Origin of the sequence: Streptomyces sp. NPDC005931 (assembly GCF_042871235.1) — a bacterium.
In the GTDB taxonomy this organism is placed as follows: Bacteria; Actinomycetota; Actinomycetes; order Streptomycetales; family Streptomycetaceae; genus Streptomyces.
This window is the reverse complement of the sequence record NZ_JBIAIG010000019.1, coordinates 79,833-104,399: the sequence shown is the minus strand read 5'-3', so window position 1 is coordinate 104,399 and position 24,567 is coordinate 79,833. Positions and strand designations below refer to the sequence as shown.

22 protein-coding genes and 3 pseudogenes are annotated in these 24,567 nt (G+C 72.7%); 12 read left to right on the top strand and 13 right to left on the bottom strand.

The genetic code is table 11. From position 1 onward, the window contains the following. Positions 1–97: 97 nt before the first annotated feature. The 3 genes and pseudogenes from ACFYOV_RS30610 to ACFYOV_RS30600 all read right to left on the bottom strand — a co-directional run. Complete coding sequence (locus ACFYOV_RS30610; protein ID WP_389093233.1) at positions 98–880, bottom strand: DeoR/GlpR family DNA-binding transcription regulator; 783 nt, start codon at positions 878–880, stop codon at positions 98–100. A gap of 307 nt (positions 881–1,187) precedes the next feature. Continuing rightward, positions 1,188–1,478 (bottom strand): annotated as a pseudogene (locus tag ACFYOV_RS30605) (NAD(P)-dependent oxidoreductase); the annotation flags it as partial. A gap of 2 nt (positions 1,479–1,480) precedes the next feature. Continuing rightward, a pseudogene (locus ACFYOV_RS30600) lies at positions 1,481–1,699 on the bottom strand (MFS transporter); the annotation flags it as partial. Between the two features lie 202 nt (positions 1,700–1,901). Here ACFYOV_RS30600 and ACFYOV_RS30595 point away from each other — a divergent pair. Beyond that, positions 1,902–2,507 carry a TIGR03086 family metal-binding protein gene (locus tag ACFYOV_RS30595; RefSeq protein ID WP_389093231.1) on the top strand — a complete coding sequence of 202 codons (606 nt, stop codon included), beginning with the start codon at positions 1,902–1,904 and terminating at the stop codon, positions 2,505–2,507. Between the two features lie 465 nt (positions 2,508–2,972). Here the strand turns inward: ACFYOV_RS30595 and ACFYOV_RS30590 are convergent, their stop codons facing one another. From ACFYOV_RS30590 to ACFYOV_RS30575, 4 genes are all read right to left on the bottom strand, one after another. Beyond that, a complete protein-coding gene (locus ACFYOV_RS30590; protein ID WP_389093228.1) occupies positions 2,973–3,641 on the bottom strand; it encodes a response regulator in 669 nt (222 codons plus the stop codon). 54 nt (positions 3,642–3,695) lie between these two features. Then, positions 3,696–4,943 carry a sensor histidine kinase gene (locus ACFYOV_RS30585; protein WP_389093225.1) on the bottom strand — a complete coding sequence of 416 codons (1,248 nt, stop codon included), beginning with the start codon at positions 4,941–4,943 and terminating at the stop codon, positions 3,696–3,698. Then, complete coding sequence (locus ACFYOV_RS30580; RefSeq protein ID WP_389093223.1) at positions 4,940–5,959, bottom strand: hypothetical protein; 1,020 nt, start codon at positions 5,957–5,959, stop codon at positions 4,940–4,942. Before ACFYOV_RS30580 ends, ACFYOV_RS30585 begins: the two co-directional genes overlap by 4 nt. A gap of 145 nt (positions 5,960–6,104) precedes the next feature. Next, positions 6,105–6,878: an IclR family transcriptional regulator gene (locus ACFYOV_RS30575; RefSeq protein ID WP_389093220.1), complete on the bottom strand. Its 774-nt coding sequence runs from the start codon at positions 6,876–6,878 to the stop codon at positions 6,105–6,107. A 125-nt stretch (positions 6,879–7,003) separates the two neighbouring features. On the opposite strand from ACFYOV_RS30575, the gene ACFYOV_RS30570 reads away from it, so the two are divergent. The 5 genes from ACFYOV_RS30570 (at position 7,004) to ACFYOV_RS30550 (ending at position 11,843) form a co-directional block, all read left to right on the top strand. Continuing rightward, entirely contained in the window at positions 7,004–8,551 is a 1,548-nt protein-coding gene (locus ACFYOV_RS30570; protein ID WP_389093219.1) for an aldehyde dehydrogenase (NADP(+)), read from the top strand. A 12-nt stretch (positions 8,552–8,563) separates the two neighbouring features. Next, on the top strand, positions 8,564–9,172 hold the full coding sequence (locus tag ACFYOV_RS30565) for a DUF1349 domain-containing protein (protein WP_389093216.1): 609 nt from the start codon (positions 8,564–8,566) through the stop codon (positions 9,170–9,172). Positions 9,173–9,214: 42 nt separating this feature from the next. Then, positions 9,215–9,721, top strand: coding sequence for a GNAT family N-acetyltransferase (locus tag ACFYOV_RS30560; RefSeq protein ID WP_389093214.1), 507 nt, complete (start codon positions 9,215–9,217; stop codon positions 9,719–9,721). Positions 9,722–9,951: 230 nt separating this feature from the next. Beyond that, positions 9,952–10,683: a DsbA family oxidoreductase gene (locus ACFYOV_RS30555; RefSeq protein WP_389093212.1), complete on the top strand. Its 732-nt coding sequence runs from the start codon at positions 9,952–9,954 to the stop codon at positions 10,681–10,683. A gap of 107 nt (positions 10,684–10,790) precedes the next feature. Continuing rightward, complete coding sequence (locus tag ACFYOV_RS30550) at positions 10,791–11,843, top strand: aminotransferase class V-fold PLP-dependent enzyme (protein WP_389093209.1); 1,053 nt, start codon at positions 10,791–10,793, stop codon at positions 11,841–11,843. A 132-nt stretch (positions 11,844–11,975) separates the two neighbouring features. On the opposite strand, the gene thpD is transcribed toward ACFYOV_RS30550, so the two are convergent. The 6 genes and pseudogenes from thpD to ACFYOV_RS30520 all read right to left on the bottom strand — a co-directional run bounded on the left by thpD (position 11,976) and on the right by ACFYOV_RS30520 (position 16,989). Beyond that, a complete protein-coding gene (gene thpD, locus ACFYOV_RS30545; RefSeq protein ID WP_389093207.1) occupies positions 11,976–12,884 on the bottom strand; it encodes an ectoine hydroxylase in 909 nt (302 codons plus the stop codon). Between the two features lie 7 nt (positions 12,885–12,891). Continuing rightward, a complete protein-coding gene (locus ACFYOV_RS30540) occupies positions 12,892–13,290 on the bottom strand; it encodes an ectoine synthase (protein WP_389093204.1) in 399 nt (132 codons plus the stop codon). 30 nt (positions 13,291–13,320) lie between these two features. Then, complete coding sequence (gene ectB / locus ACFYOV_RS30535; RefSeq protein WP_389093202.1) at positions 13,321–14,592, bottom strand: diaminobutyrate--2-oxoglutarate transaminase; 1,272 nt, start codon at positions 14,590–14,592, stop codon at positions 13,321–13,323. Positions 14,593–14,663: 71 nt separating this feature from the next. Next, positions 14,664–15,170 carry a diaminobutyrate acetyltransferase gene (gene ectA / locus ACFYOV_RS30530; protein WP_389093200.1) on the bottom strand — a complete coding sequence of 169 codons (507 nt, stop codon included), beginning with the start codon at positions 15,168–15,170 and terminating at the stop codon, positions 14,664–14,666. Between the two features lie 362 nt (positions 15,171–15,532). After that, on the bottom strand, positions 15,533–15,766 hold the full coding sequence (locus ACFYOV_RS30525) for a DUF664 domain-containing protein (RefSeq protein ID WP_389093266.1): 234 nt from the start codon (positions 15,764–15,766) through the stop codon (positions 15,533–15,535). A gap of 109 nt (positions 15,767–15,875) precedes the next feature. Beyond that, a pseudogene (locus ACFYOV_RS30520) lies at positions 15,876–16,989 on the bottom strand (aminotransferase class V-fold PLP-dependent enzyme). A 174-nt stretch (positions 16,990–17,163) separates the two neighbouring features. On the opposite strand from ACFYOV_RS30520, the gene ACFYOV_RS30515 reads away from it, so the two are divergent. The 6 genes from ACFYOV_RS30515 (at position 17,164) to ACFYOV_RS30490 (ending at position 24,532) form a co-directional block, all read left to right on the top strand. Next, positions 17,164–19,623 carry a phosphatidylserine/phosphatidylglycerophosphate/cardiolipin synthase family protein gene (locus ACFYOV_RS30515; RefSeq protein ID WP_389093199.1) on the top strand — a complete coding sequence of 820 codons (2,460 nt, stop codon included), beginning with the start codon at positions 17,164–17,166 and terminating at the stop codon, positions 19,621–19,623. 206 nt (positions 19,624–19,829) lie between these two features. Next, on the top strand, positions 19,830–20,681 hold the full coding sequence (locus ACFYOV_RS30510) for a transporter substrate-binding domain-containing protein (protein WP_389093197.1): 852 nt from the start codon (positions 19,830–19,832) through the stop codon (positions 20,679–20,681). Beyond that, entirely contained in the window at positions 20,678–21,511 is an 834-nt protein-coding gene (locus ACFYOV_RS30505) for an amino acid ABC transporter permease (protein WP_389093196.1), read from the top strand. The genes ACFYOV_RS30510 and ACFYOV_RS30505 overlap by 4 nt, the downstream gene beginning before the upstream one ends. Further along, complete coding sequence (locus tag ACFYOV_RS30500) at positions 21,508–22,299, top strand: amino acid ABC transporter ATP-binding protein (RefSeq protein WP_389093194.1); 792 nt, start codon at positions 21,508–21,510, stop codon at positions 22,297–22,299. The genes ACFYOV_RS30505 and ACFYOV_RS30500 overlap by 4 nt, the downstream gene beginning before the upstream one ends. A 21-nt stretch (positions 22,300–22,320) precedes the next feature. Next, positions 22,321–23,412: an amidohydrolase family protein gene (locus ACFYOV_RS30495; RefSeq protein ID WP_389093191.1), complete on the top strand. Its 1,092-nt coding sequence runs from the start codon at positions 22,321–22,323 to the stop codon at positions 23,410–23,412. A 187-nt stretch (positions 23,413–23,599) separates the two neighbouring features. Next, positions 23,600–24,532 carry an SCO1860 family LAETG-anchored protein gene (locus ACFYOV_RS30490; RefSeq protein ID WP_389093189.1) on the top strand — a complete coding sequence of 311 codons (933 nt, stop codon included), beginning with the start codon at positions 23,600–23,602 and terminating at the stop codon, positions 24,530–24,532. Positions 24,533–24,567: the final 35 nt, after the last annotated feature.

The following is a 24,567-nucleotide window of genomic DNA, read 5'->3' as shown; positions in this document are numbered from 1 at the left end:
ACATGTCGGCACAAAGGGGGAGGTGGTGGGCCGTGAGGGACCCAGGGAGGGTGTTCGTCGGTGGGGCGCGGGGTGGGCGCCCGAGGGCGCTCGGCCGTCAGACGCGGATGACCTGTGGCCCCAGCAGGGAGTGACGGTGGGCCTCGGCGGCGGGCAGCAGGGTGCTGGTGACGATCGCCTCGAGTTGGCCGATCTCGGCGAAGCGGCAGAAGCTGACCGCTCCGAACTTGGTGTGGACCCCCGCGAAGACGGTGCGCCGCGCCGACCGGATGGCCTGCGCCTTGACCTCGCTGACCGCCGGGTCCGGGGTGGTCAGGCCGTGTTCGCGGGAGATGCCGTTGGCGCCGATGTAGGCCAGGTCGATGACGAATCCGGCGAGCATCCTGGTGGTCCAGTGGTCGACGGTCGCCAGCGTGCCGGCGCGGACCCGGCCGCCGAGCAGCAGCACGGAGACGTTCTCGGTCTCGGCGAGGGCGCCGGCGACCGGCAGGGACGCGGTGACCACGGTCAGCGACCGGTCCCGGGGCAGGGCCTCGGCGATGAGCTGCGGGGTGAAGCCCTCGTCGACGAAGACCGTCTCGGCGTCCCCGAGCAGCTCGGCCGCGGCGGCCGCGATCCTGCGCTTCTCGGGGACATGGCTGGTGGCGCGGAAGGCGAGCGTCGTCTCGAAGCCGGCGCTCTCCACCGGGTAGGCGCCGCCGTGGGTGCGGCGGAGCAGGCCGTGGTCCTCCAGGACCCGCAGGTCCCGCCGGACCGTCTCCCTGGCCACGCCCAGGTCGGTGGCGAGCGCGGTGACGTCGACCGAGCCGGTGGCCCGCGCGACGCGCACGATCTCGCGCTGGCGCTCCTCGGCCGTCCTCGCCGCTCTCGCCGTCGTCATCGCCGACACCCGCTTCCGTGCTTCCTGGCTCGTTCGCCTCCGTGCGGTCGGGCGGAGGTGCCCGTTCGGGCCCGGTGAGGCCCTTGGGGGAAGTTCTACAGCGGTGGTCGCGTGCGGAACAGGCCTGTTACGGATCCGATGCTGCCCGCTTGTGCCCGTTCGGCCGGGCCGTTGCCCGTCGTGGACCTGCGCGACCGCGGGCCCGGACGTGAGAGCGGGCAGCACGGATGCCCGCATGCGGGAGCGGGCGGGCCCGTTCGGTGCCCGCCCGCTCCCGTGAAGGTCGTTTTCCCGCCGCGCCGACGGGTCAGTACGGCCGGATCGGCGGGTCGGTGACGAAGTGGCTGCCGAGGCACGCGTGCGCCGGATCGTCCGGGTCCAGCTCGCCCTGTTCGGCGATCAGCCTTCTCGGCGTACGGCTCGGAATCGTCCTGTGGCTCGTAGCCGAGCGCCCGCGCGGTGGTCAGGTCACCACAGGCGGACGTTGGCGGAGGAGCCGTAGACGATCGTGTGGCCGACGTGCTCCGCGGTCAGGGCCGTGCAGCAGGCGGGCGCCGTCGGCGGGGCTCATCCGCACCGACAGCATCCGCGCCGGCGTGCGGCGGTGGCGGTGACCCGGCCCAGCAGCGGTCCGGGCGTCCCGGCGCTGCACGGCGGTCAGTGCGGCGATCGGGACGGTGGTCAGGGCCGCGCCGATCGCCGCGCCGCACACCAGTGCCACGGGGTCGCTCGGCACCGCCCGCAGCGCCACCGCACCGGTCGGCAGGGCGATCCCCGTGCGCCGCGAAACCGGCGCTCGCCCAGGCGGCGCAGCGCGGGCACGCGCGCAGGAGGGGCGCGGGCGGGGTCGTCGGGGTGCGTGCTCCTGTCATGCCCCGCTGCCGTGGGCTCAAGGCCTCGTGGTGCGGGTCGGGCAGGTGACACAGCCGGGGCGGCGGCGGGCGATGAGTTCCGGGCGCGGCGTCGGTCCACCTTCCGAGAGCCCTGAGAAGCCAGTGCACGCATGCGTGAGGAGCACCTGATGACCGACCGGACCCTCGATCTCGGAGACCAGACGCGGATCGTCGCCCGCCTCGCAGAAGGCGTCGCCGACGAGCAGTTGGCGGACGCGACACCCTGCCCGGACTACGCGGTGCGCAACATGCTGGGCCACCTGCTCGGGTTGGCGGTGGCCTTCCGTGACGCCGGGCGCAAGGACCTGGGCGTCACCACCGACACCAGCCCGGAGGCCGCCGTGCCGGACATCGGGCCCGGCTGGCGCGAGGAACTGCCCAAGCTGCTCGACGAACTGGCCGAGGTGTGGCGGGACCCGGCCGCCTGGACCGGCGTGACGCGGGCCGGAGGAGTGGACCTGCCTGCCGGGGTCGCCGGGGCCGTCGTCATCGACGAACTCGTCGTGCACGGCTGGGACCTGGCCCGCGCGACCGGCCGGCCCTACGAGCCGGACCCCGCCGCACTGCGCGCCGCCTTCACGTTCCTCACCGAGGCGGCCGAGGACGACGACCGCGGCAACGGTGCCTTCGGCCCCGTCGTCCCCGTGCCGGGCGACGCGCCGCTGCTGGACCGGACGATCGGACTGAGCGGACGGGACCCGGGATGGACGCGGCCGGTGAAGCGGCCGGTGTAGGGCGCGGAGCGGGGTGGCCGGTCGGCGGGGAGGGCTACCGGTCGGGGCGGGGGCGGGCTCGGCGGGCGGCAGGTCGCCGGGGTGGGGCGCCTGCGGGCGAGGTGACCGCCGACGCGGTTCCTGGGCAGGTGCACATGGTGCTCGAGAGTGCCGATTCCGTCGCCCGGCGAGCGGGTGCGCCACGAAGCTCGTCATCGATGCCCCACCTGGCCGGTGGAATGACAGCGCGCCTTCCACCTCACCCGGCTGCACCTCTCGGCCGGCAGCGCGCAGCCTGCGCCGGGCGTCGGCGAGCGGCCGGCCGGGCTCCGTGCAGCGAGGGGCCGCCCCCGGGGGGAGGGGGCGGCCCGCCTGTACAGACGGACTTCCGGCCGGGGAGGTTCAGTCCTCCGGAGCCGATTTCGTCACCCGCCCCTCGGGGCGGGGGCCGCTCGGCTGCCGCTCCGGCCAGCCCGGCGGTGGCCGTCAGGACCGGGTGCCGCGCAGGAATCCCGCCTCGTAGGCCGCGATGACCGCCTGCGTGCGGTCGCGGGCACCGGTCTTGGCCAGGACCGAGGCGACATGGCTCTTCACCGTGGCGGGACCGACCTCCATCTTCCGGGCGATCTCCGCGTTGGTCAGCCCGGCCGCCATGTGCCGCAGGACCTCGCTCTCGCGCCCGGTCAGCCGGGCCACCCATGCGGGCGGTGCCGGGCGGGCACGCGCGTGCTCCGCGGTGAGGGCGCGCACCGCCGCCGGGAAGAGCAGGGTGTCGCTGCGCGCCACCAGCCGCACCGCCTGCACCAGCGCGTCGGCGTCCGCGCGCTTGAGCAGGAACCCGGCTGCCCCGACGCGCAGCGCGTCGTACACGTAGGAGTCGTTCTCGAAGGTCGTGAGGACGATGACGCGCGGCGGCCCGTCGAGGCCGGTGAGGATCTGCTCGGTGGCGCGGATGCCGTCGATCCCGGGCATCCGGACGTCCATCAGGACGACGTCGGGCCGGCACTCCCGCACCACCGACACGGCCTCGGCACCGGTGGCCGCCTCACCGGCCACCTCCACGTCCGGCTCGGCGGACAGGATGGCCCGCAGGGCGGTGCGAACCATGCGCTCGTCGTCGGCGAGGACGACACGGATCGGGCGCGGACTGGTCACGGGGATCCTCTCGGGGGTCGGGTCCGGTCACTCGGGGTGCCACTGCGGCTCGGGTCAGGACGCCGCGGTCATCGGCAGTCGCACGCGCAGCCGCCACGTCCCGTCCTGCGGCCCCGCCCGGACGGTGCCGCCCAGCAGCCGGGCCCGGTCGGCGATGCCGCGCAGGCCGTGACCGCCGCCGGGGCGGGTGGCGGGGGCGGCGCCGAGCGCGTTCTCCAGGGTGATCTCCAGGTGGCCGTCGCGCGCCTCGACGCGCAGGGTCACGGCGACCCCTTCCCCGGCGTGTTTGAGGGCGTTGCTCAACCCCTCCTGCACGATGCGGTACGCCTCCCGGGACAGCACCGGCGGCAGCGCCTCGGGGGGCGTCGCAACGGTGGCCGCCACCTCGGCCCCGGCCGCCCGGGTGCGGCGCAGCAGGCCGTTCAGGTCGGCGGCGAGGGTGGGGGCCGGGGCCGTGCCGGGCGCGTCGCCGTCCCTCAGCACCCCGAGCACCGCGTCGAGCTCGCCCACCGTGCGCCGGGTGGTCTCCTCGATCGCGGCGAGTGCCTCGCGCGCGAACTCCGGGTCGCTGTCGAGCACCCGGCGCGCCGCGCTCGCCTGGAGGGTGACCGCGCTCAGCGCGTGACCGACGGAGTCGTGCAGTTCGCGCGCCAGCCGATTGCGCACGGCGAGGTCGGCCGCGCGGGCCTCGGCGGCGGCGAGCCGGTCCTGCGGGGTGGCCCCCAGCAGGGCGGGCGCCCAGCGCGCCAGCAGGGCACCCGTACCGGCCGCGCAGGCCGCGAGGGCGACCAGCATCGCCGCGCCCGTGACCGGAGCGAGCACCGGGGCCCAGGCGTGGCCGAGGACCGGCGGCATCGCGGTGGAGTCCCGCAGCCCCCTGGCGAGCGGCAACACGATCAGCACGGCGGCGAACGGCGGCACCGCCAGCGACATCCCGGCGATGATCCCGCCGAACCCCACGTGCAGGGTGAACCATGCCGCGGTGCGCCCCCGTTCGGCCCGGGTGCGGGCCGGGCCGTAGGCGAGCCGCTCCGGGTCCACCGCGCACAGCCAGCGCGCCGCCGCGGCCTCCAGCGGCCGGGTCAGGGGGAAGAGCGAGGTGACGGCGGCGAGCGGCAGCCCGACACCGAACGAGGCCAGTTGGAGGGGCAGCGAGGAGAACACGTCGGTGGCGCCGACGAGGGCGCCGACGACGAAGGAGCCGACCAGGACGTACGGCATGGCGAGCGCGCCGCCGAGGATCAGATGGATCCAGCGCAGCCGCGCCCGCCGCCCGAACAGCGGCCCGACGAACGCCGTCACGTCACCGGACGCTTCACCGCCGCGGCGGACCGCGCCGCGAGGAAGCGGGCGCCGACGGAGGCGACGAGGAGTCCGACGATCACCTGCCCAGCGTAGGTCAGCAGCATCAGCCCCGTCGGGCGGCCGGCCGGATCCGTGGAGGGGATCAGCGCGGTCGCCGCCATCCAGCCGCCCCAGCAGGCCACGGCACCGGAGCCGATCCCGGCGAGGAGGAGCGGCACCCGCACCGGCAGCGCCCGGTCGCGCCGGAACGCCAGCACCAGGCCGCCGGTCACCGTGGTCAGCAGGAAGACCACGTACAGGGACTCCAGCACCTGGAAGTCGCTGCCCCGGCTCTCGACGACGTTCTCGCTCAGACCGGTGGTGCCGCCGCACGCCCACACGAGCCGCACCGTCAGCGGGAACAGCGCGAGCACGGCCGCCGCGACCGCGGTGCCCCGCTGCGCCGCCCCGGGGAGACCCGCGGGCAGGTCCGCCGTGCGGCCCCGCCACAGGTGCCCCCAGCGGTCCCGGGCGTACAGCGCGAACAGCGCGCCCAGGGCCAGGCCCTGCACGATGAACCCGGTGTAGACGACGGCGAACACCCAGGCGTGCAGGAAGGGTTCGTCCGAGCCGCCGCTCGTGCCCCCGGCGCTGCCGCCGAGCACGCGCACCAGCAGCTGGAGCGGATACCCGGTCATGATCGGCGCGAGCAGCCCGGCCGCGACCCACATCGGCACCGCGAGCAGCCACGCGGGCACGCGCCGGCCCCACGGCCGGGTCAGCAGCAGCGCGAGCACGATCACGGCGCCGTCCATCAGGATCGTGAGGACGTTGGCGACGCGCATCTCGCCGGGGTGGTCCAGCAGCGGGCTGCCGTCCGGGATGCCGACGTGACTGCCCGCGACCCAGGCGACCTTGAGCGCGAGGTACGGCACGCAGGAGGCGACGGCGACCGCGCGCAGCAGCCTGCGGGAGCGGGCGGGCGCGGGGCCGCCGGGGGCGGCGGGGACGGCGGAGGCGGTGGTCTGCGACATGCCCTCAGCCTGCCGCGGGACGGCGCCGGAGCACCTCCTGCCCACCGGTGATCCGCCTCCCCCGTGCGGGGGAGGAGCAGGACGGGCCCGCCCACCGTGAGCACGAGATGCGGCGGACGGCCGGGAGTGTGCCCCCCGGGTGCGGTCAGAGCCTCCGGGTGGCCAGGGTCAGCCGGTCGCGCGCGTCGAACAGCGCGTCCTTCACCATCTGCTCGTGCGCGGGGGTGAGCCTGGCGACCGGCACCGAGCAGCTCACGGCGTCCCGCGCGGGGGTGCGATAGGGGATCGCCACGCCGAAGCAGCGCAGGCCCAGGGTGTTCTCCTCGCGGTCCACGGCGAAGCCCTGCTCCCGCACCTGGTGCAGCTCCTCGATGAGCTTCTCCCGGTCGGTGATGGTGTTCTCGGTCAGCGCCGGCAGTGTCTCGGGGAGCATCTTGCGTACCTGCTCGTCGGTGTACGTACTCAGCAGCGCCTTGCCGAGCGAGGTCGAGTGCGCGGGCAGTCGGCGGCCGACCCGGGTGAAGGGCCGCAGGTAGTGCTGCGACTGACGGGTGGCGAGGTAGACGACGTTGGTGCCGTCGAGCCGGGCGAGATGGATGGTCTCCGTGGTGTCGTCCGAGAGCCGGTCCAGCGTGGGCCGGGCCGCCGCCACGACCTCGTCGCCGTCGATGTAGGAGGTGCCGACCAGCAGCGCACGGACGCCGATGCCGTACCGCGTGCCCGTCGCGTCGGTCTCCACCCAGCCGAGCTCCACCAGGGTGCGCAGCAGCATGTAGAGGCTGGACTTGGGATAGCCGACGGCCTCCTGGACCGCCGCGAGCGAGTGCATGCCGGGACGCCCGGCGAAGTACTCGAGCAGTTCCACCGTGCGTACCGCGGACTTGACCTGCGCCCCGCCGCCCGTCCCGCCAGCCGACATCGCCCTTGACCCCTTCGTTCGACGGGAAATAGTCTCCCCATTCATCATCGGAGACGGCGTTCAGTATATCGAACGCCCTGGTGGACGACCCAGGAGTGCGGCACGACATGTGTGGAGGGACCCCGGTGGCAGCAGCACCAGTCTGGAGTGTCGACCCCCGGACCGGGAAGCAGCGCGAACAGGTTGCGGTGGAGGCCACAGCCCAGGAGGTCGACGCCGCCGTCCGAGCCGCGCACGCCGCCCGGGACGCGCTGACCGACCGCACCCTCCGCGCCGCCTTCCTGCGCACCGCGGCCGACGCGCTCCAGGCGGCCCGCGACGCGCTCGTGGAGACCGCCGACGCCGAGACCGCCCTCGGCCCGGTCCGGCTCACCGGCGAACTCGCCCGCACCTGCTACCAGCTGCGGGCCTTCGCCGGCATCGTGGAGGAGGGCGCCTTCCTGGACGTCGTCATCGACCACCCCGACGACACCGCCACCCCGCCCGTGCCCGACCTGCGGCGCTACAAGATCCCACTGGGCGTGGTCGCGGTCTACTCGGCCTCCAACTTCCCCTTCGCCTTCTCGGTCGCGGGCGGCGACACGGCGAGCGCCCTGGCGGCAGGCTGCCCGGTCGTGGTCAAGGCCCACCCCGACCACCCGGCCCTGTCCGAGCTGGTCGCCAAGGTGCTGCGCCGGGCCGCCGCCCGGCACGGCGTCCCCGACGGCGTCGTCGGCCTGGTGCACGGCTTCGAGGCCGGCATCGAGCTGATCAAGCATCCGCTGGTCTCGGCGGCCGGCTTCACCGGCTCCGTCCGCGGTGGCCGCGCCCTCTTCGACGCCGCCGCCGCCCGTCCGGTCCCGATCCCGTTCCACGGCGAGCTGGGCTCCCTGAACCCGGTCGTCGTGACCGAGGCCGCGGCGGCCGAGCGGGCCGAGGAGATCGGCGCGGGGCTCGCCGGGTCGATGACGCTGGGCGTGGGCCAGTTCTGTGTGAAGCCGGGCCTGGTGCTCGCCCCGTCCGGCGCGGCCGGCGACCGGCTGGTCACGTCCCTGACCGACGCCGTCAGCGACACCGAGGCGGGCGTCCTGCTCGACCACCGCATGCGCGACCACTTCGTCGCCGGGGTCGCCGAGCGCGCCCAGCTGCCCGACGTCGAGTCCCCGGTCACCCCGGGCGCATGCGGCGAGCACACCGTCAGCGCGGGCTTCCTCACCGTCCCCGCGAGCCGGCTGGCCCGGGAGGGTGAGTACGACGTGCTCCTGGAGGAGTGCTTCGGACCGGTCACCGTGGTGGCCCGCTACGAGGACGAGAGCGAGGTGCGGGCCGTGCTGTCCCGGCTGCCGGGCAACCTGACCGCGACCGTCCAGCTGTCCGAGGAGGAGGCGGCGGGCGGCGGCAGCGGCGCGGAACTGGTGCGGGACCTGACGCCGCTGGCCGGGCGCGTGCTGGTGAACGGCTGGCCGACGGGTGTCGCCGTGGCCCCCGCCCAGCACCACGGAGGCCCGTACCCGGCGACGACATCGACGTCCACCTCGGTGGGCGGCACGGCGATCGAGCGGTGGCTGCGGCCGGTCGTGTACCAGAACACCCCGGAGGCACTGCTGCCGCCGGAGCTGCGGGACGACAACCCGCTGGGGCTGCCGCGGCGGTTCGACGGACGGCTGGAGGCCGGAGCCCCCAACCGCACCTGAGAGACTGGCCACATGGACGTGGAACTCCCCGAACTGCCGTTCTCGCTCCGCACTTACGGTCCCGACGGTCACTGGTCGTACGAGGACGGCGTGCTCACCGGATGGGCCGGCGCCCGGCAGGACCGGTTCGTGCCCCCCACGGGCGAGGCGCTGGACCCGGCCGCCGACGCACCGCGACTGCTGGGATCGCCCGTCGGGGACTTCCAGCTGATCGCGCGCGTGACCGTCGGGTTCAACGGCGCCTTCGACGCCGGCGTGCTCTACGTCCACGTGGGGGAACGGGCCTGGGCCAAGCTCTGCCTGGAGTACTCCCCGGACGTGCCCACCGTCTGCACGGTGGTCACGCGGGGCCACTCCGACGACGCCAACTCCTTCACGGTGGACGGCACGTCCGTCTGGCTCCGGGTGAGCCGCACCGGCCGCGCCTTCGCCTTCCACGCCTCGCGCGACGGCGAGCGCTGGACCTTCGTGCGCCTGTTCACCCTCGGCGACGAGAAGCAGACGGGGGACGCCCTGGTCGGCTTCATGACCCAGTCGCCGATGGGCGAGGGCTGTGTGGTGACGTACGACCACATGGGGTTCCGGCCCCACTGGCCGAACGACCTGCGCGACGGCAGCTGACCGGAGGGGAACCGCCGGCGGCCGGGACACGTCCTGTGCTGCATGATCGGAGCACACCGGACCGTCGATGCCCTGCTGATCAGGACCGCCCTGGCCGTCGAGGCCGCGGACGTCGCCGCGCTGCACCGGCGGGCCCGCTCCACGTACTACCCGGACGGCCTCCCGGACGACGGCTTCGACTGGCGGGCGCGATGGGAGGAGACCATCGGGCGGCCCGACGGGCACGTGCTGGGCGCGGTGCGGGACGCCCGGCTGGTCGGCATCGCCTCCTTCCGCACCCCTGACGGCGCCCCCGCCGACACGGTGGGGCTGTTCCAGTTCCACGTCGACCCGGACCACTGGCGCTCCGGCGTCGGCACCGCCCTGCACGCCGCCTGCGTGGAGGAGTGGCGGGCGAACGGCCGGCGCGCCGCCGTCCTGGAGGTGCACACCGGCAACCACCGGGCGCGGGCCTTCTACGCCCGCCGGGGCTGGACGCCGGACCCGGCGCGCCCGCCTGCCGCGGACGACCACCACCTCCACCTGCGTTTCACCGTGCCCGGGGACTGAGCCGTCCGTACCCGGCCGTCCGTACCCGGCCGTCCGTACCCGGCCGTCCGTACCCGGCCGTCCGTACCCGGCCGTCCGTACCTGGCCGTCCGTACCTGGCCGTCCGTACCGGGCCTCCGGGGCCGAGCCTTCCCAGCCGGGCCTCCTGGGAATGAACCGCACTGCTTGAACGTTCACGGAGTCGGCGGAGGGTGGCTCCGTCTCCGTACGACCTGGAGAGTGTCCGCACGATGCGTGTCGAGATCTGGTCCGATATCGCCTGCCCCTGGTGCTACGTCGGCAAGGCCCGTTTCGAGAAGGCGCTGAGCGCCTTCCCGCACCGCGACCGGGTCGAGGTGGTCCACCGTTCCTTCGAGCTGGACCCGGGCCGCGCCAGGGACGACATCCAGCCGGTGATCACGATGCTCACCAGGAAGTACGGCATGAGCGAGGCACAGGCCGAGGCCGGCGAGGACCACCTCGGCGCCCAGGCCGCCGCCGAGGGCCTGCCCTACCGCACCCGCGGCCGCGACCACGGCAGCACCTTCGACATGCACCGCCTGCTGCACTTCGCCCGCGAGCGGGGCCGCCAGGAGCAGCTGCTCGACCTGTTGTACCGGGCGAACTTCGCCGAGGAGCGGTCCGTCTTCAACGACGACGACCGCCTCGTCGAGCTCGCCGCCGCCGCCGGTCTCGACGCGGACGCCGCCCGCGAGGTCCTCTCCGACCCGGACGCGTACGCCGCCGAGGTACGCGCCGACGAGCGCGAGGCCGCGCAGCTCGGCGCGAACGGGGTGCCGTTCTTCGTCCTCGACCGCACGTACGGCGTCTCCGGCGCCCAGCCCGCCGAGGTCTTCACCCGGGCCCTGACCCAGGCCTGGGGCGAGCGCCCGCCGCTGAGGCCGATCGACGGCGGCAGCGTGCCGTCGGCGGACGGCGATCAGGTCTGCGGCCCGGACGGATGCGCGGTGCCGGGGCACTGAGCCCCGCCCCGACACCGCACGTCGGGGCACACGTATAAGCGTCGCTTGGTGACAACGCGCAGAAATCGGCAATGGACGGGGAGTTCCTGGGGCCGCAGAGTGGTCCCATGGAGACCTTCGAGAACCTCGTCCGTGCCGAGTTCGCGCCGAAGAGCACCTATCTGAACACGGCGAGCAGCGCCCTCCTGCCCGCCCGCACCGTGACCGCCGTCGAGCGGGCCGTGCGGATCCGGGCCGAGGGCCGCCCGCTCGACCCGCTGTTCGCCGACGTCGAGAGCTGCCGCGCCGCCTACGCCCGGCTGGCCGGCGTCCCCGTCGAACGCGTCGCGGCCGGTGCGACGGTCGCGCTGTTCTCCGGGCTGGTCGCGGCCTCGCTGCCCGCCGGGGCCGAAGTGCTCACCGCCGAGGGGGACTTCAGCTCCGTCCTCAATCCCTTCCACATGCGCGGCGACCTCAAGGTCCGGGCCGTGCCGCTGGAGCGGATCGCCGAGTCGGTCCGGCCGGGCACCGCGCTGGTCGCCGTCAGCGCCGCCCAGTCCGCCGACGGCCGGATCGCGGACCTGCCCGCGCTCCGCGAGGCGGTGCGCGAGCACGGCGCACGCACCTACGTCGACTTCTCCCAGGCGGCCGGCTGGCTGCCGGTGGAGGCCGACGCGTACGACTACAGCGTCGCGATCACCTTCAAGTGGCTGCTCGGCCCGCACGGGGCGGCATTCCTCGTCGTGCCCGAGGACCTCGGCGACCTCGTGCCGGTGCAGGCGGGGTGGGTCGCGGGGGAGCGGCCGTGGGACAGCTGCTACGGGCCGTTGACCGAACTCGCCCACTCCGCCCGCCGGTTCGACACGAGTCCCGCGCTGTTCAGCTACGCGGGTCTGCGCGCGTCCCTCGAACTCGTCGAGGAGATCGGTGTGGACGCCATCCGCGCCCACGACCTCGCGCTGGCCGACCGCTTCCGGGCGGGGCTCGCCACGCTGGGCCACGAACCCGTGCCGGCACCGGGTTCGGCGATCGTGTCGGTGCCCGGACTGGGTGACCGGCAAGGCGCGTTGAGCGAGGCGGGCATCGCCGTCTCCGACCGGGCGGGGAACCTGCGGGCGTCGTTCCACCTGTACAACACCGCGGCCGACGTGGACCGCCTGCTGGACGCGCTGTCCGGCTGACCTCTCGCGTGCTCCGGGCACCGCGCACGCACGGCAGCGGGCCGGTGCCTCCCCGTCCCACAGGGGGAGGCTCCGGCCCGCGGTACGTGTCGCACGACCCGTGGTCCCGCGTCACGCGTTCGGGTCAGGGGTTCACCGCACCGGCGCGAAGTCCCGCGCCCCGATGAACTCCGGCCGCCGCACCGGCGCGGCGAACGGCTCGACCGCCGTGTTCTCCACGCTGTTGAACACGATGAACACGTTGCTGCGCGGGAACGGCGTGATGTTGTCGCCGGAGCCGTGCATGCAGTTGCAGTCGAACCAGGTGGCCGAGCCGGCCCGGCCGGTGAACAGCTTGATGCCGTGCTGCGAGGCGAACCGGGTCAGTGCCTCGTCCGAGGGCGTGCCCGCGTCCTGCATCTGCAGGGACTTCTTGTAGTTGTCCTTGGGCGTGGCCCCCGCGCACCCGAGGAACGTCTTGTGCGACCCCGGCATGATCATGAGTCCGCCGTTGGTGTCGTGGTTCTCGGTCAGCGCGATCGAGACGGACACCGTGCGCATCCGGGGCAGACCGTCCTCGGCGTGCCAGGTCTCGAAGTCCGAGTGCCAGTAGAAGCCACTGGCCCCGAACCCCGGCTTGACGTTGATCCGCGACTGGTGGACGTACACGTCCGAGCCGAGGATCTGCCGGGCCCGCCCGACGACCCGCTCGTCGCGCACCAGGCGGGCGAACACCTCGCTGATCCGGTGCACCTCGAAGACCGAGCGGATCTCCTTGGACTTCGGCTCGACGATCGAGCGCTCGTCGTCCCGGACCGCCGGGTCGGCGACGAGCCGGTTCAGCTCGTCGCGGTACACGGCGACCTCGTCCTCGCCGATCAGCTGGTCGACGGCGAGGAAGCCGTCGCGCTCGAACGCCCCGAGGTCGGCCGGGGTGATGGGGCCGGGCGCGTCGGGCGCGCCCCAGAGGACCGGGTCCTGGCGGGGGGTGAGCACCTCGGCGGTGCCGCGGGTCGGGTAGAGGTCGGGAACCTTGGTGTCGATGGTGGTCGCGGTGGTCACGGGAACCTCACACCTCCTCGGTGAGCAGCGGGTAGACGCCGTTCTCGTCGTGGTCCTCCCGTCCGGTCACGGGCGGGTTGAAGACGCAGATGCAGCGGAAGTCCTCCTTGACGCGCAGCGTGTGCCGCTCGTGCCCGTCCAGGAGGTACATGGTCCCGGGCGTGATGGTGTGGGTCCGCCCGGTCTCGTGGTCGGTGAGTTCCGCCTCGCCCTCGACGCAGACGACGGCCTCGACGTGGTTGGCGTACCACATCGACGTCTCCGTTCCCGCGTACAGGATCGTCTCGTGCAGGGAGAAGCCGACCCTCTCCTTGGCGAGTACGATGCGCTTGCTCTCCCAGGTGCCGGACGCAGACCTCACGTGCCGGTCGGTGCCTTCGATCTCCTTGAACGAACGGACAATCACGGTGCTGCGATGCCTCCTGTATCGGGTCGGTCAGGCGGTTTCACGGACGGCGCGGGCGAGCGTGGTCAGACCCTCGTCCAGCTCGTCCGGGGTGATGGTCAGGGCCGGGAGCAGCTTGACGACCTCGCTCTCGGGGCCGGACGTCTCGACCAGCAGCCCGAGCTCGAAGGCGCGCCGGGCGATCCGCTCCGCGCGCTGCTTGTCGCGGAACTCCAGGCCCCACACGAGTCCGCGGCCCCGGTACTCCTTGACGTCGGCGAGGTTCTCCTCGGTGATGGAGATCAGCGCCTGCTCGACCTGCTCGCCGCGCGTGCGGGTCTGCTTCTCCATCGCGGAGCCGTCGGCCCAGTAGGCCTCCAGGGCCGCGGTGGCCGTGACGAAGGCGGGGTTGTTGCCGCGGAAGGTGCCGTTGTGCTCACCCGGCTCCCAGACGTCCAGCTCGGGCCGGAACAGGCACAGCGACATGGGCAGTCCGTAGCCGCTGATCGACTTGGACACGGTGACGATGTCGGGAGTGATGCCGGCCTCCTCGAAGGAGAAAAAGGCGCCGGTGCGGCCGCAGCCCATCTGGATGTCGTCGACGATCAGCAGCATGTCGCGGCGCCGGCACAGGTCGGCGAGCCCGCGCAGCCACTCGGCGCGGGCGACGTTGATGCCGCCCTCGCCCTGCACGGTCTCCACGATGACCGCGGCCGGCTGGTTGAGGCCCGAGCCCTGGTCCTCCAGCAGCCGCTCGAACCACAGGAAGTCCGGGACCCGCCCGTCCAGGTAGTTGTCGAACGGCATCGGCGTGCCGTGCACCAGCGGGATGCCGGCGCCGGCCCGCTTGAAGGCGTTGCCGGTCACGGCGAGGGAGCCCAGCGACATGCCGTGGAAGGCGTTGGTGAACGACACGATCGCCTCGCGCCCCTTCACCTTCCGCGCCAGCTTCAGCGCGGACTCCACGGCGTTGGTGCCCGTCGGGCCCGGGAACATGACCTTGTACGGCAGGTCGCGCGGGCGCAGGACCAGGTTCTGGAAGGACTCCAGGAACGTGCGCTTGGCCGTCGTCGACATGTCGAGCCCGTGCGTGACACCGTCCCGCTCCAGGTAGTCGATCAACGCCCGTTTGAGGACGGGGTTGTTGTGTCCGTAGTTGAGTGAGCCGGCTCCGGCGAAGAAGTCGAGGTACTCGTGGCCGTCCTCGTCGTACATGCGGCTGCCGTGCGCACGGTCGAAGACGGTGGGCCAGCCGCGGCAGTAGCTGCGTACCTCGGACTCGAGGGTCTCGAAGACGCTCAGGTCGGGCTGGGTGATGGTCACGACGAATCGCTCCTCGGTGGCGTGGGGTGGGAGGGAGTCGGAAGATCTGGGAGGAGGGGCCGGTCCGGCGGTCAGCGTGCGAGCGGACCGATGCGGTACAGCACCTCGGGGTCGTGCGGTCCGTCGGGGAACTGACCGGCCGCGAACAGCACCTCGCGCTCCAGCGGGGCGCCGTGACGCTCCGCGAACGCGGTGAACAGGCGCTCGGAGGCGGCGTTGCCGGGGGTGATGGTGGTCTCGACGGAGGTCACCCCGCGGTCCGCGGCGGTCCGGGCGACCAGACCGTCGAGCAGCGCGGCGGCCAGGCCCCGGCCGCGGTGCGCCTCGTCCACCGCCACCTGCCAGACGAGCAGGGTGTGCGGCGCCTCCGGCCGGACGTACCCGGTGACGAAGCCGATCGGCTCCCCGTGCTCGTCACGGGCGACGGCGGAGGTGGCGGCGAAGTCCCGGCACCACAGCAGATAGCTGTACGACGAGTTCAGGTCGAGGACCTTCGAGTCCTTCGCCATCCGCCACAGCACGGCTCCGTCCGCCACGGTCGGGCGGTCGATTTGCAGGTCTGCTTGTGCGGCAGTCATGCGAATTGAACTTACCCAGGCGAATTCAAAATTGCATCGTCCTGCGGGGTTACGTGCGCGTCGCTTCTGTGTTATCACGCAGGCGCGTGTCTCCGCGCGAGAGGGCAGCTAAATGCCATGGTACGTCCGGAAATAACCGGCAGAATCGGTCACCTTGTGGAATGGATCACAACGCTGTGACCACCTCGGGGGGTGTCCGGAATGGGCTGCTATCGGTTCTCGGAATCGTTGCGTTTAGGAACTGGAGAAGCGGGCAGGAGAAGGCGGGAAGCTGCTCTGGAATGCACCAGGGAAATAAGCGTGAAGAAGCGCTGCTATTCCATGGGAATTCAGTGGGGATTATTCCGGAGGGCCCGGTGGATTCACGCCCCGGTCGCCCCGTCGATGCGCTCGCGCAGCAGATCGGCGTGCTCCTTGTGCCGCGCGTACTCCTCGATCAGGTGCGGATACACCCAGCGCACACCGACGTCCGTCCCGGCCATCCGACCGTCGACGATCCGCCCGGTGTCCTCCGGCACCCGCCCCGTGCACAGCTCCCGCCCCCGGGCGATCTCCCGGCGCCGGATCGCGAGCGCCTCGTCGAGTCCCCGCGGGATGCCACGGGGGAGGCGGGCGGGACGGGGCGATATTCGGCGGTGGCCGGTGCGGACACCGCGTCTTCACGGTGCCGGTGGTCCCGCGGGCGCCGCCCACCGGGCCGGCCGGCTACCGCCGGGTGTCCCCGACCGCGCGCAGGGCCGCGTCCACGTCCACCGTGAGGCCCTGGTCCGTCAGGGCCGTGCCCACGGCCGCGAGGCTCGCGCCGACCGCTGCCGGGGTGGCGGCGGGGCCGTAGTGGTTCACCCGGATCATCTCCTTGGACAGGGCGCCGCCACCCGCGGCCGGCGGGGCCGACGGGTCGGACTCCGGGGCACGGGCGACCAGGTCGCGGGCCACCGTGCCCGAGGGGGCCCGCAGGGTCGTGGCAACCGGGGCTGCCTCGGCCGCGTCGTGGACGTAGGGCTCCAGCCCGCCGCCCAGCCCGCCGCCCAGCGCGACCGCACCCGTCCGCGCGGCCGCCGCGGCCGACGCGTGCCGGGCCATCACCGCGTCCAGCCCCACGGCCTCGATGCGCTCCACGCACGCCTCGAGCGCCAGCATCTCCAGCTGCGCCGGCGCGTGCAGCAGCATCGCGCGGCCGCCGTCGATCCAGCGCTCCTTCCAGTCCAGCAGGGACAGGTACGAGCGCCGCGGTGCCCGCGGGTTGGCCGCCATCCGCGCCCACGCCCGCTCGCTCACCGACACCGCGGACACCCCGGCCGGACCGCCCATCGCCTTCTGTGCCCCGATCACGCACAGGTCCACGCCCCACGCGTCCGGCAGCACCGGCTCCGCCCCGATCGACGCCACCGCGTCCAGGTGGAACAGCGCCCCGTGCTCGCGCACCACCTCACCGATCTCCGCCCACCGGATTGGTGTTGCCGGTGGCCGCCTCCGCGGGCACCAGGGACACGAAGTCGATCTCCGGGTGCTCGGCGAGGGCGTCCCGGATCTGCCCCGCCGTCACCGCCGCGTGGAAGGGCACCGCCAGATCGACCACCGTCGCGCCGCAGTCGCGCAGCCAGTCGCCGAAGGTCTGTCCGTAGGGGCCGGTGATCACGTTCAGCGCGGTCGTGCCGGGACCGGCACAGCCGCGGATCGCGCCCTCCAGCGGCAGCAGCGCCTCCCCCTGCGTGATCACCACGTCCTGCTCGGTGCTCAGCAACCGCGCCACCCGGTCCTCGATGGAGGCGAAGCGCGCGGCGCTCATCGGGGCCAGGTCGAGGAGGGCGTGGGGCACGGCGGAGCTCTCTTCGTTCAGGGACGGGCCAGGCGGATCCGAGCGTAACCGGTCCTTCCGTGCCTTTCCGGGCCACCTCCGCGGCCGTTCCACTCTCCGCTTTGATCATGGTCGTGAACATCAATAAGGTGACGGGTTCCTGTGCTGGACACCTCACCTCAAGGATGGGTTCACGTGCGAAGACGAATACGGCTCGCTGGCTCCCTGGCTGTCCCCGCCCTGCTGGGACTGTCCCTCCTCACCCCCACCACCGCCGCGGCGGCGGACGTGACGTCGGGCGACTACAAGGCGGTGTTCAACTACACCAAGCCGGGCAGCACCACCCTGGACCATGCGGTCCTGAACGACCTCGCGGGGCTGATCGACCGGGCGGCGCCGGACTCCACCATTTACATGGGGATGTTCTGGTTCGGGCTCCCGGAGCTGAAGACCAAGATGCTCGCCGCCCAGGACCGCGGTGTCACGCTCAGGATGGTCTCGGAGAAGCGGAACGAGTCCATCAGCACGCCGTTCACCGCGGCCGAGCTGAAGAACGGCTCCACCTGGACGTGGTGCACCAACAGCTGTCTCGGCAACGGCCCGGACGACGCCAACGCGATCAACCACGACAAGTACTTCGTCTTCACCGCGCTGAGCGACGGGCGGAAGAACGTGGTCTGGCAGAGCTCGCAGAACATGCACGTCCACCAGTCGGGCGAGCTCAACAACGCGCTGATCGTTTCGAACAACGCGACCCTGGCCGGGCGCTACATCGCGCACTTCCGGGATCAGGTCGCCCACGCCGGCGACTCGCTGCACACGACCTACGACCACACGACGGGCGACCCGGCCGCCCCCGTCGAGGCGTTCTTCTTCCCCCGCAACACGTCCTCCGACGCCTCGCACTACGGCAACGCCGACATCGTCGCGTCGTTCATCGACGACGTCGACTGCGCCCGCGGCGGCCGGATCCGGATCTCCGCCGCGGAGCTCGACGAACGCAGCACGCGGCCTGCGATCTTCACGGCCCTGGAGGCCAAGCAGACGGCCGGCTGCACCATCGAGGTCAACGGCCGCGACCTGAGCGACCCCAACGGCGACGGCGACAACGCGGGCGTCAACGAGCTCACCGGGCTGAACATCCCCGTGTACGCCAACCGCCCCGGCGGCTGCCGCTACTCGACGATCACCTGCAACCGCGGCACCACCCACTCCAAGTACCTGCTGACCGAGTGGCAGAAGTCCGACGGCACCCAGGTCCGGCACGTCTACACCGGCTCGCACAACTGGACCAAGGGCGCGCTCCAGCGCAACGACGAGACGCTGCTGAGGATCGACGACCCGACGATCTACCAGGCGTACGTCGACAACTTCAACGCGGTACGCCAGGGCACCTACGACATCGACTCGGACGTCTACGGCTCCTCCGCCCAGCACTACTCGCGGGTCAACACCAAGGCGGAGGGGGACCAGCACTACAGCGCGGTCGCCTCCGGCGGCACCACCGGCACGTACACCGCGGTGGTCTACGAGGAGGGCGACCGCCACGACCCCTCGGACACCGAGCTGGGCACTGACGTGTACCTCCGCATGTACAAGGACGGTGTACCGCTGTGGAGCGAGAAGAAGCTCAGCACCAGCGGGACCAACAGCACCTGGTCCCACCAGAAGCCCGACGTGGGCATCGACGACAACGGCAACGCGATCGTCGTGTGGACCGCCGACGACGACGGCAACAAGTACGGTGACATCGCCGTGCGCAGGGTGAGCCCCGACGGGACCGTGACCTCGCTGCCCCGCCCGCACGCCTCGGGCGCCGGTGACCAGCTGCGGCCGACCGTCGCGGTCGCCGGCGACGGTGCCTACACGGTGGCCTGGGAGTCCACGGACGACGGGTCCACCCTGAACCAGGTCTACGCGAGCGGCTGGTCCGGCACGGGCACCCTGCGGTACCAGGACGTCCGGGTCAGCACCATCGTCTCCGGCGCCGCCGGCAGCAACCGCCGCCCGGACGCGGCCATCGACGACGCCGGCCGGACGGCGATCGTGTGGGAGGACGACGCGGACGGCAACGGCGGGATCAACATCGGCCTCGCCGCGCTGGACACCTCGGGCGCCTTCGCGGTCGCGCGCAAGGTGGCCAACTCGCTCACCGACGGCCAGCAGACCAGGCCCGCGGTGGCGGTGACCGGCGACGGCCGCATCGTCGCCGCCTGGGCGGACGAGTACACGACCGGGACCGGCACGGTCGTGCGCGAGGACCGGGTGTACCACCGGACGTTCTCGGCGACCGGCACGGCGAGCGCGGCCGAGGCGCGCACCACCGCGGACACCTCGGAGGTGCCCGGCGGCCGTCCCATCGGTGCCCAGGCCGACCCGGATGTGACGGTCTCCGACACCGGCGACTTCGTGGTGGCCTGGAAGGAGATCTTCGTGGACGGGTTCGACGACGTGTGGGCCCGAGGCTTCAACTTCGACGGCACCACCACCGGACGCCTGCCGGCCCTGCGCATGAACGTCGTGTCGGGCGGCGGCCAGGGCGGTGCCGCGGTGGCCCTCGCGCCGAACGGCCGGCTGTCCCTGACGTACTCGGACGACTACGACAAGAACGGCTTCAACGAGATGCGACTGCGGGACGCCTTCGCCAACAAGTAGCGACACGGCCCCCCTGGGGCGCCTCCGATTTTCGGCGCCCGAGGACCTCGTCGTCCGACGGCCCGGACCGCCTGGTGCGGTCCGGGCCGTCGGCACGTCCGGGCGGAAGATCGGAGGCCGAACGGCCCAGTCACCCTGGAATCGATGTGAGACGCTCAAACATCTCCTTATAATCGGAACTCTCGATTCCGTGACAGGAGGCCCCCGTGAACACGCTCACCGCGCGCCGGACCCGAATCCTGGCCGCCACCACCGCGACGGCCGGGCTGGTGCTCCTGTCCGGCTGCACCTCCACCGACGACGAAGGCAGCGGCTCGACGACCGCGGCCGGCGGTGTGGAGCTCGTCAAGGCGGGGCAGCTCACCACCTGCACCCACCTGCCCTACCCGCCCTTCCAGTCGGAGATCGACGGCAAGGTGCAGGGCTTCGACGTCGCGCTGATCGACCTGGTCGCCGACGACCTCGGAGTGAAGCAGCAGATCGTCGACACGCCCTTCGAGAACTTCAAGACCGGCGCGTTCCTCAACTCCGGCCAGTGCGACCTGGCCGCCGCCGGCATGACCATCACCGAGGAGCGCAAGAAGAACGTCGACTTCTCGGACCCGTACTTCAACGCCACCCAGGCGGTCCTCGTCGACAAGAAGAGCGGCGTCACCTCGCTGGCCGACGTGAAGTCCAAGAAGGTCGCGCTGGGCGCCCAGGCGCAGACCACCGGCGAGGACTACGCCAAGAAGCAGGGCTTCGACCCGGTCTCCTTCGAGTCCTCCGACGCCGTCCTCAACGGCCTGCGCACCGGCCAGGTCAAGGCCGTCGTCATCGACTACCCCGTGGTCCAGGGCTGGCTGAAGGACAAGGCCAACTCCGACGCCTTCGAGGTCGTCGACAACCTGGAGACCGGCGAGCAGTACGGCTTCACGGTGAAGAAGGGCAACACGGCCCTGCGGGAGGCGGTCAACAAGGCGCTGGCGGACGCCAGGGCCGACGGCACGTACAAGAAGCTGTACGAGCAGTGGATCGGGCCGTACGACGAGGCCGCCGCCTCGCCCGCCGCCTCATGACCGACACGGAGACCCGACTCCGGCCGAAGAGGAAGGGCCTGACCCGGCGCCAGAAGCGCCGTCTGTCGCGCGGCGTCCAGTACGTCGTCTTCGTCGCGGCCGTCATCGCCTTCGCGGTCGCGGCCGACTGGGAGCGGCTGAAGAACCAGTTCGCCCAGGAGGACATCGCGCGGCAGATGTTCCCGGACGTCGTCACGCTCGCGCTGAAGAACACCGTCCTGTACACCGTGACCGGCTTCGCCGTCGGGCTCGCCCTCGGCATGGTGATCGCGCTGATGCGCCTGTCGTCCGTCGGGCCCTACCGGTGGCTGGCCGGTATCTACATCGAGATCTTCCGCGGCCTGCCCGCCCTGCTCATCTTCATCTTCATCGGGGTGGCCGTGCCGCTCGCCTTCCCCGGCACGGAGATCGTCGGCGGCACCTACGGCAAGGTCGCCCTCGCCCTCGGCCTGGTGGCCGCCGCCTACATGGCGGAGACCATCCGCGCGGGCATCCAGGCGGTGCCCAGGGGCCAGATGGAGGCGGCCCGTTCGCTGGGCTTCTCGCCCGCCCGGGCCATGGTGTCCATCGTCGTCCCGCAGGCGTTCCGGATCATCCTGCCGCCGCTCACCAACGAACTCGTGCTGCTCTTCAAGGACTCCTCGCTCGTGCTCTTCCTCGGTGTCACCCTGGAGGAGCGTGAGTTGTCCAAGTACGGGCGCGACCTGGCCAGCCAGACCGCCAACTCCACGCCGATCCTGGTCGCCGGCCTGTGCTACCTGCTGGTCACCATCCCGCTCGGCTTCGTCGTCCGCCGCATGGAGGCCAAGGCCCGGGAGGCCGTGAAATGAGCCGACCGGAGATCCGCGTCAGCGCACTGCACAAGTCGTTCGGCGACAACGAGGTGCTGCGCGGCATCGACCTGGAGATCGGCCAGGGGGAGGTCGTCTGCGTCATCGGTCCGTCCGGTTCGGGCAAGTCGACCCTGCTGCGGTGCGTGAACCTGCTCGAGGAGCCCACCGGCGGACAGGTCTTCGTCGGCGGCACCGAGCTCACCGACCCGGATGTCGACATCGACGCCGTGCGCCGCCGCATCGGCATGGTCTTCCAGCAGTTCAATCTGTTCCCGCACCTCACGGTCACCGAGAACCTCACCCTGCCGCAGCGCCGGGTACTGCGCCGGAACAAGGCCGAGGCCGCGCGGATCGCCGCCGGAAACCTGGAGCGGGTGGGCCTCGCCGAGAAGGCGCACGCCTACCCGTCCTCCCTCTCCGGCGGACAGCAGCAGCGCGTCGCCATCGCCCGGGCGCTCGCGATGGGCCCCGAGGTGATGCTGTTCGACGAGCCGACCTCGGCGCTCGACCCCGAGCTGGTCGGCGACGTGCTCGCCGTGATGCGGATGCTGGCCGACGAGGGCATGACCATGATGGTCGTCACCCACGAGATGACCTTCGCCCGGGAGGTCGCCGACCGGGTCGTCTTCATGGACGGCGGAGTGATCGTCGAGGACGGCACCCCCGAACAGGTCATCGGCAGCCCCCGCCACGAGCGCACCCGCCACTTCCTCTCCCGCCTGCTCGACCCCGCCATGGCGGAGGTGGAGGAGGAGACCTCGGACCAGGTGGGCGGTGCGGGCTAGCACCTCACTAAGGTGCGGTGCATGAGCGAACGCGCGGTGCTGCACGTGAAGGGACGGATCCTCGTCGGCCCGGACGAGGTCCGCGACGAGCTGTGGGTGGTCGGCGGCCGGATCTCCTACGAGCGTCCCGGTGGCGCCCGGGACGTCCGGACCGTCGAGGGCTGGGCACTGCCCGGACTGGTCGACGCCCACTGCCACGTGGGCCTCGACCGGCACGGGGCGGTCCCCGAGGAGGTCGCCGAGAAGCAGGCCCTCACCGACCGCGACGGCGGCGCCCTGCTGCTGCGGGACGCGGGCTCCCCCTCCGACACGCGCTGGATCGACGACCGCGACGACCTCCCGAAGATCATCAGGGCCGGCCGGCACATCGCCCGCACCCGCCGCTACATCCGCAACTACGCCTGGGAGGTGGAGCCGGAGGACCTGGCGGCGTACGTCGCCCAGGAGGCCCGGCGCGGCGACGGCTGGGTGAAGCTCGTCGGCGACTGGATCGATCGCGATCTGGGCGACCTGTCGGCCTGCTGGCCCCGCGGCGCCGTCGAGGCGGCCATCGCCGAGGCGCACCGGCTGGGCGCCCGCGTCACCGCGCACTGCTTCGCCGAGGAGTCCCTGCGCGACCTGGTCGAGGCGGGCATCAACTGCGTGGAGCACGCCACGGGCCTGACCGACGAGACCATCCCGCTGTTCGCCGAGCGTGGCGTGGCGATCGTCCCCACCCTCGTCAACATCGCGACCTTCCCCGAGCTCGCCGACGGCGGCGAGGCGAAGTTCCCGCGCTGGTCGGCCCATCTGCGCAGGCTCCACGCACGCCGCTACGACACCGTCCGCTCCGCGCACGACGCCGGCATCCCGGTCTTCGTCGGCACCGACGCGGGCGGCTCCCTCCCGCACGGGCTGGCGGCGGCCGAGGTCGCCGAACTGGTCACGGCCGGGATCCCGCCCCTCGACGCGCTGGCGGCCGGCACCTGGGCGGCCCGGAAGTGGCTCGGGCGACCCGGGCTGGAGGAGGGCGCCCCCGCCGACCTGGTGGTCTACGACGCCGACCCGCGCGTGGACGTACGGGTGCTGGCGGATCCGCGCCGGGTGGTACTGAACGGGCGCGTGGTCGCCTAGGCACAGCCCGGTGGTCGGGTGCCCGTGGCTCCCGGGGGTGACGGCGGGGAACAGGCGTGCCCGGGGAATCGAAAGGATCCGCGGGTGGGCCTCGAAGGAGTGAAGCGTCCACGGAACGCTGACGGTTCACCGCCCGGACGGACATTCTTTCCGGGTCCCACCCGAGTCTCATGGGGGTCCCACCACCTTGAACAGCACCACGTTCCGCCCGCCCAGCCGTAGTTGGGCCGTCGCCGCCGCGGCCACCGTCCTCGCCGCCGGCCCCGTCGCGCTGACCGGGGCGGGCGCCGCGCAGGCCACCGGGGAACAGGGCAGCGCGAACGCCGCCGTCCTGCGCACCCGACTCGACGTCGCCCTGCTCAACAGCACGGTGCACACCCCGCTCGCCGTCACCCTCAACGAGGTCCGGGCGCCCGGCAGCGGGCGGAGGACCGCGCTGACCGCCCGGCTGGACGGGGTGGACGGCGGGCAGCCGTTCACCGTGCTCCGTGCGGAGGTGGCCGACGCGCAGGCGACCGTGGAAGGAGGCCGGGCCGAGTCCTCCGTCACCCTCGCCAAGGCGCGGCTCCACGTGCCCGGTCTGCCGCTGCTGTCTGTCGTGGAGCTGGAGAAGGTCACGGTTAGGGCGGTCTGCGAGGCCGGCCGCACGCCGCTCGCCTCGGCGACCCTGCCGGGCTCGGTGACGGTGCTCGGCAAGCGCGTCACCCTCACGTCCGGCGGGCCCACCGAGGTGAAGGTGCCGGGCGTCGGCGACGTACGCCTGGACCTGTCGCGGACGCGGACCACCTCGCGCACGGCCGCCGCCACCGCGCTGCGGCTCGACGTCTCCGTCAATCCGCTCGAGCTCAACGTGGCCGAGGTCGGCGGCACCCTCACCCTCGCCGAGGCCGAGTGCGAGACGCCGGCCGTACCCGCCACCGGGGCCGTCGCCCCGAGCGGGGCCGCGGTGCCCGACGTCCAGCCCCAGGGAGCCCGCGCGGAGCAGGCCGCATCCACCGGGGCCGACCTCGCCGAGACGGGCGGCAACTCCATGACCCCGTACCTCGTGGGCGGCGCCCTCGCCCTCCTCGCGGCCGGCGGCGGGGCGGTGGCCCTGGCCCGCAGGGGACGCCGGAGCTGACGCCCGGGGGAGGGGAAGGAGCGGCGGGCGGGGAG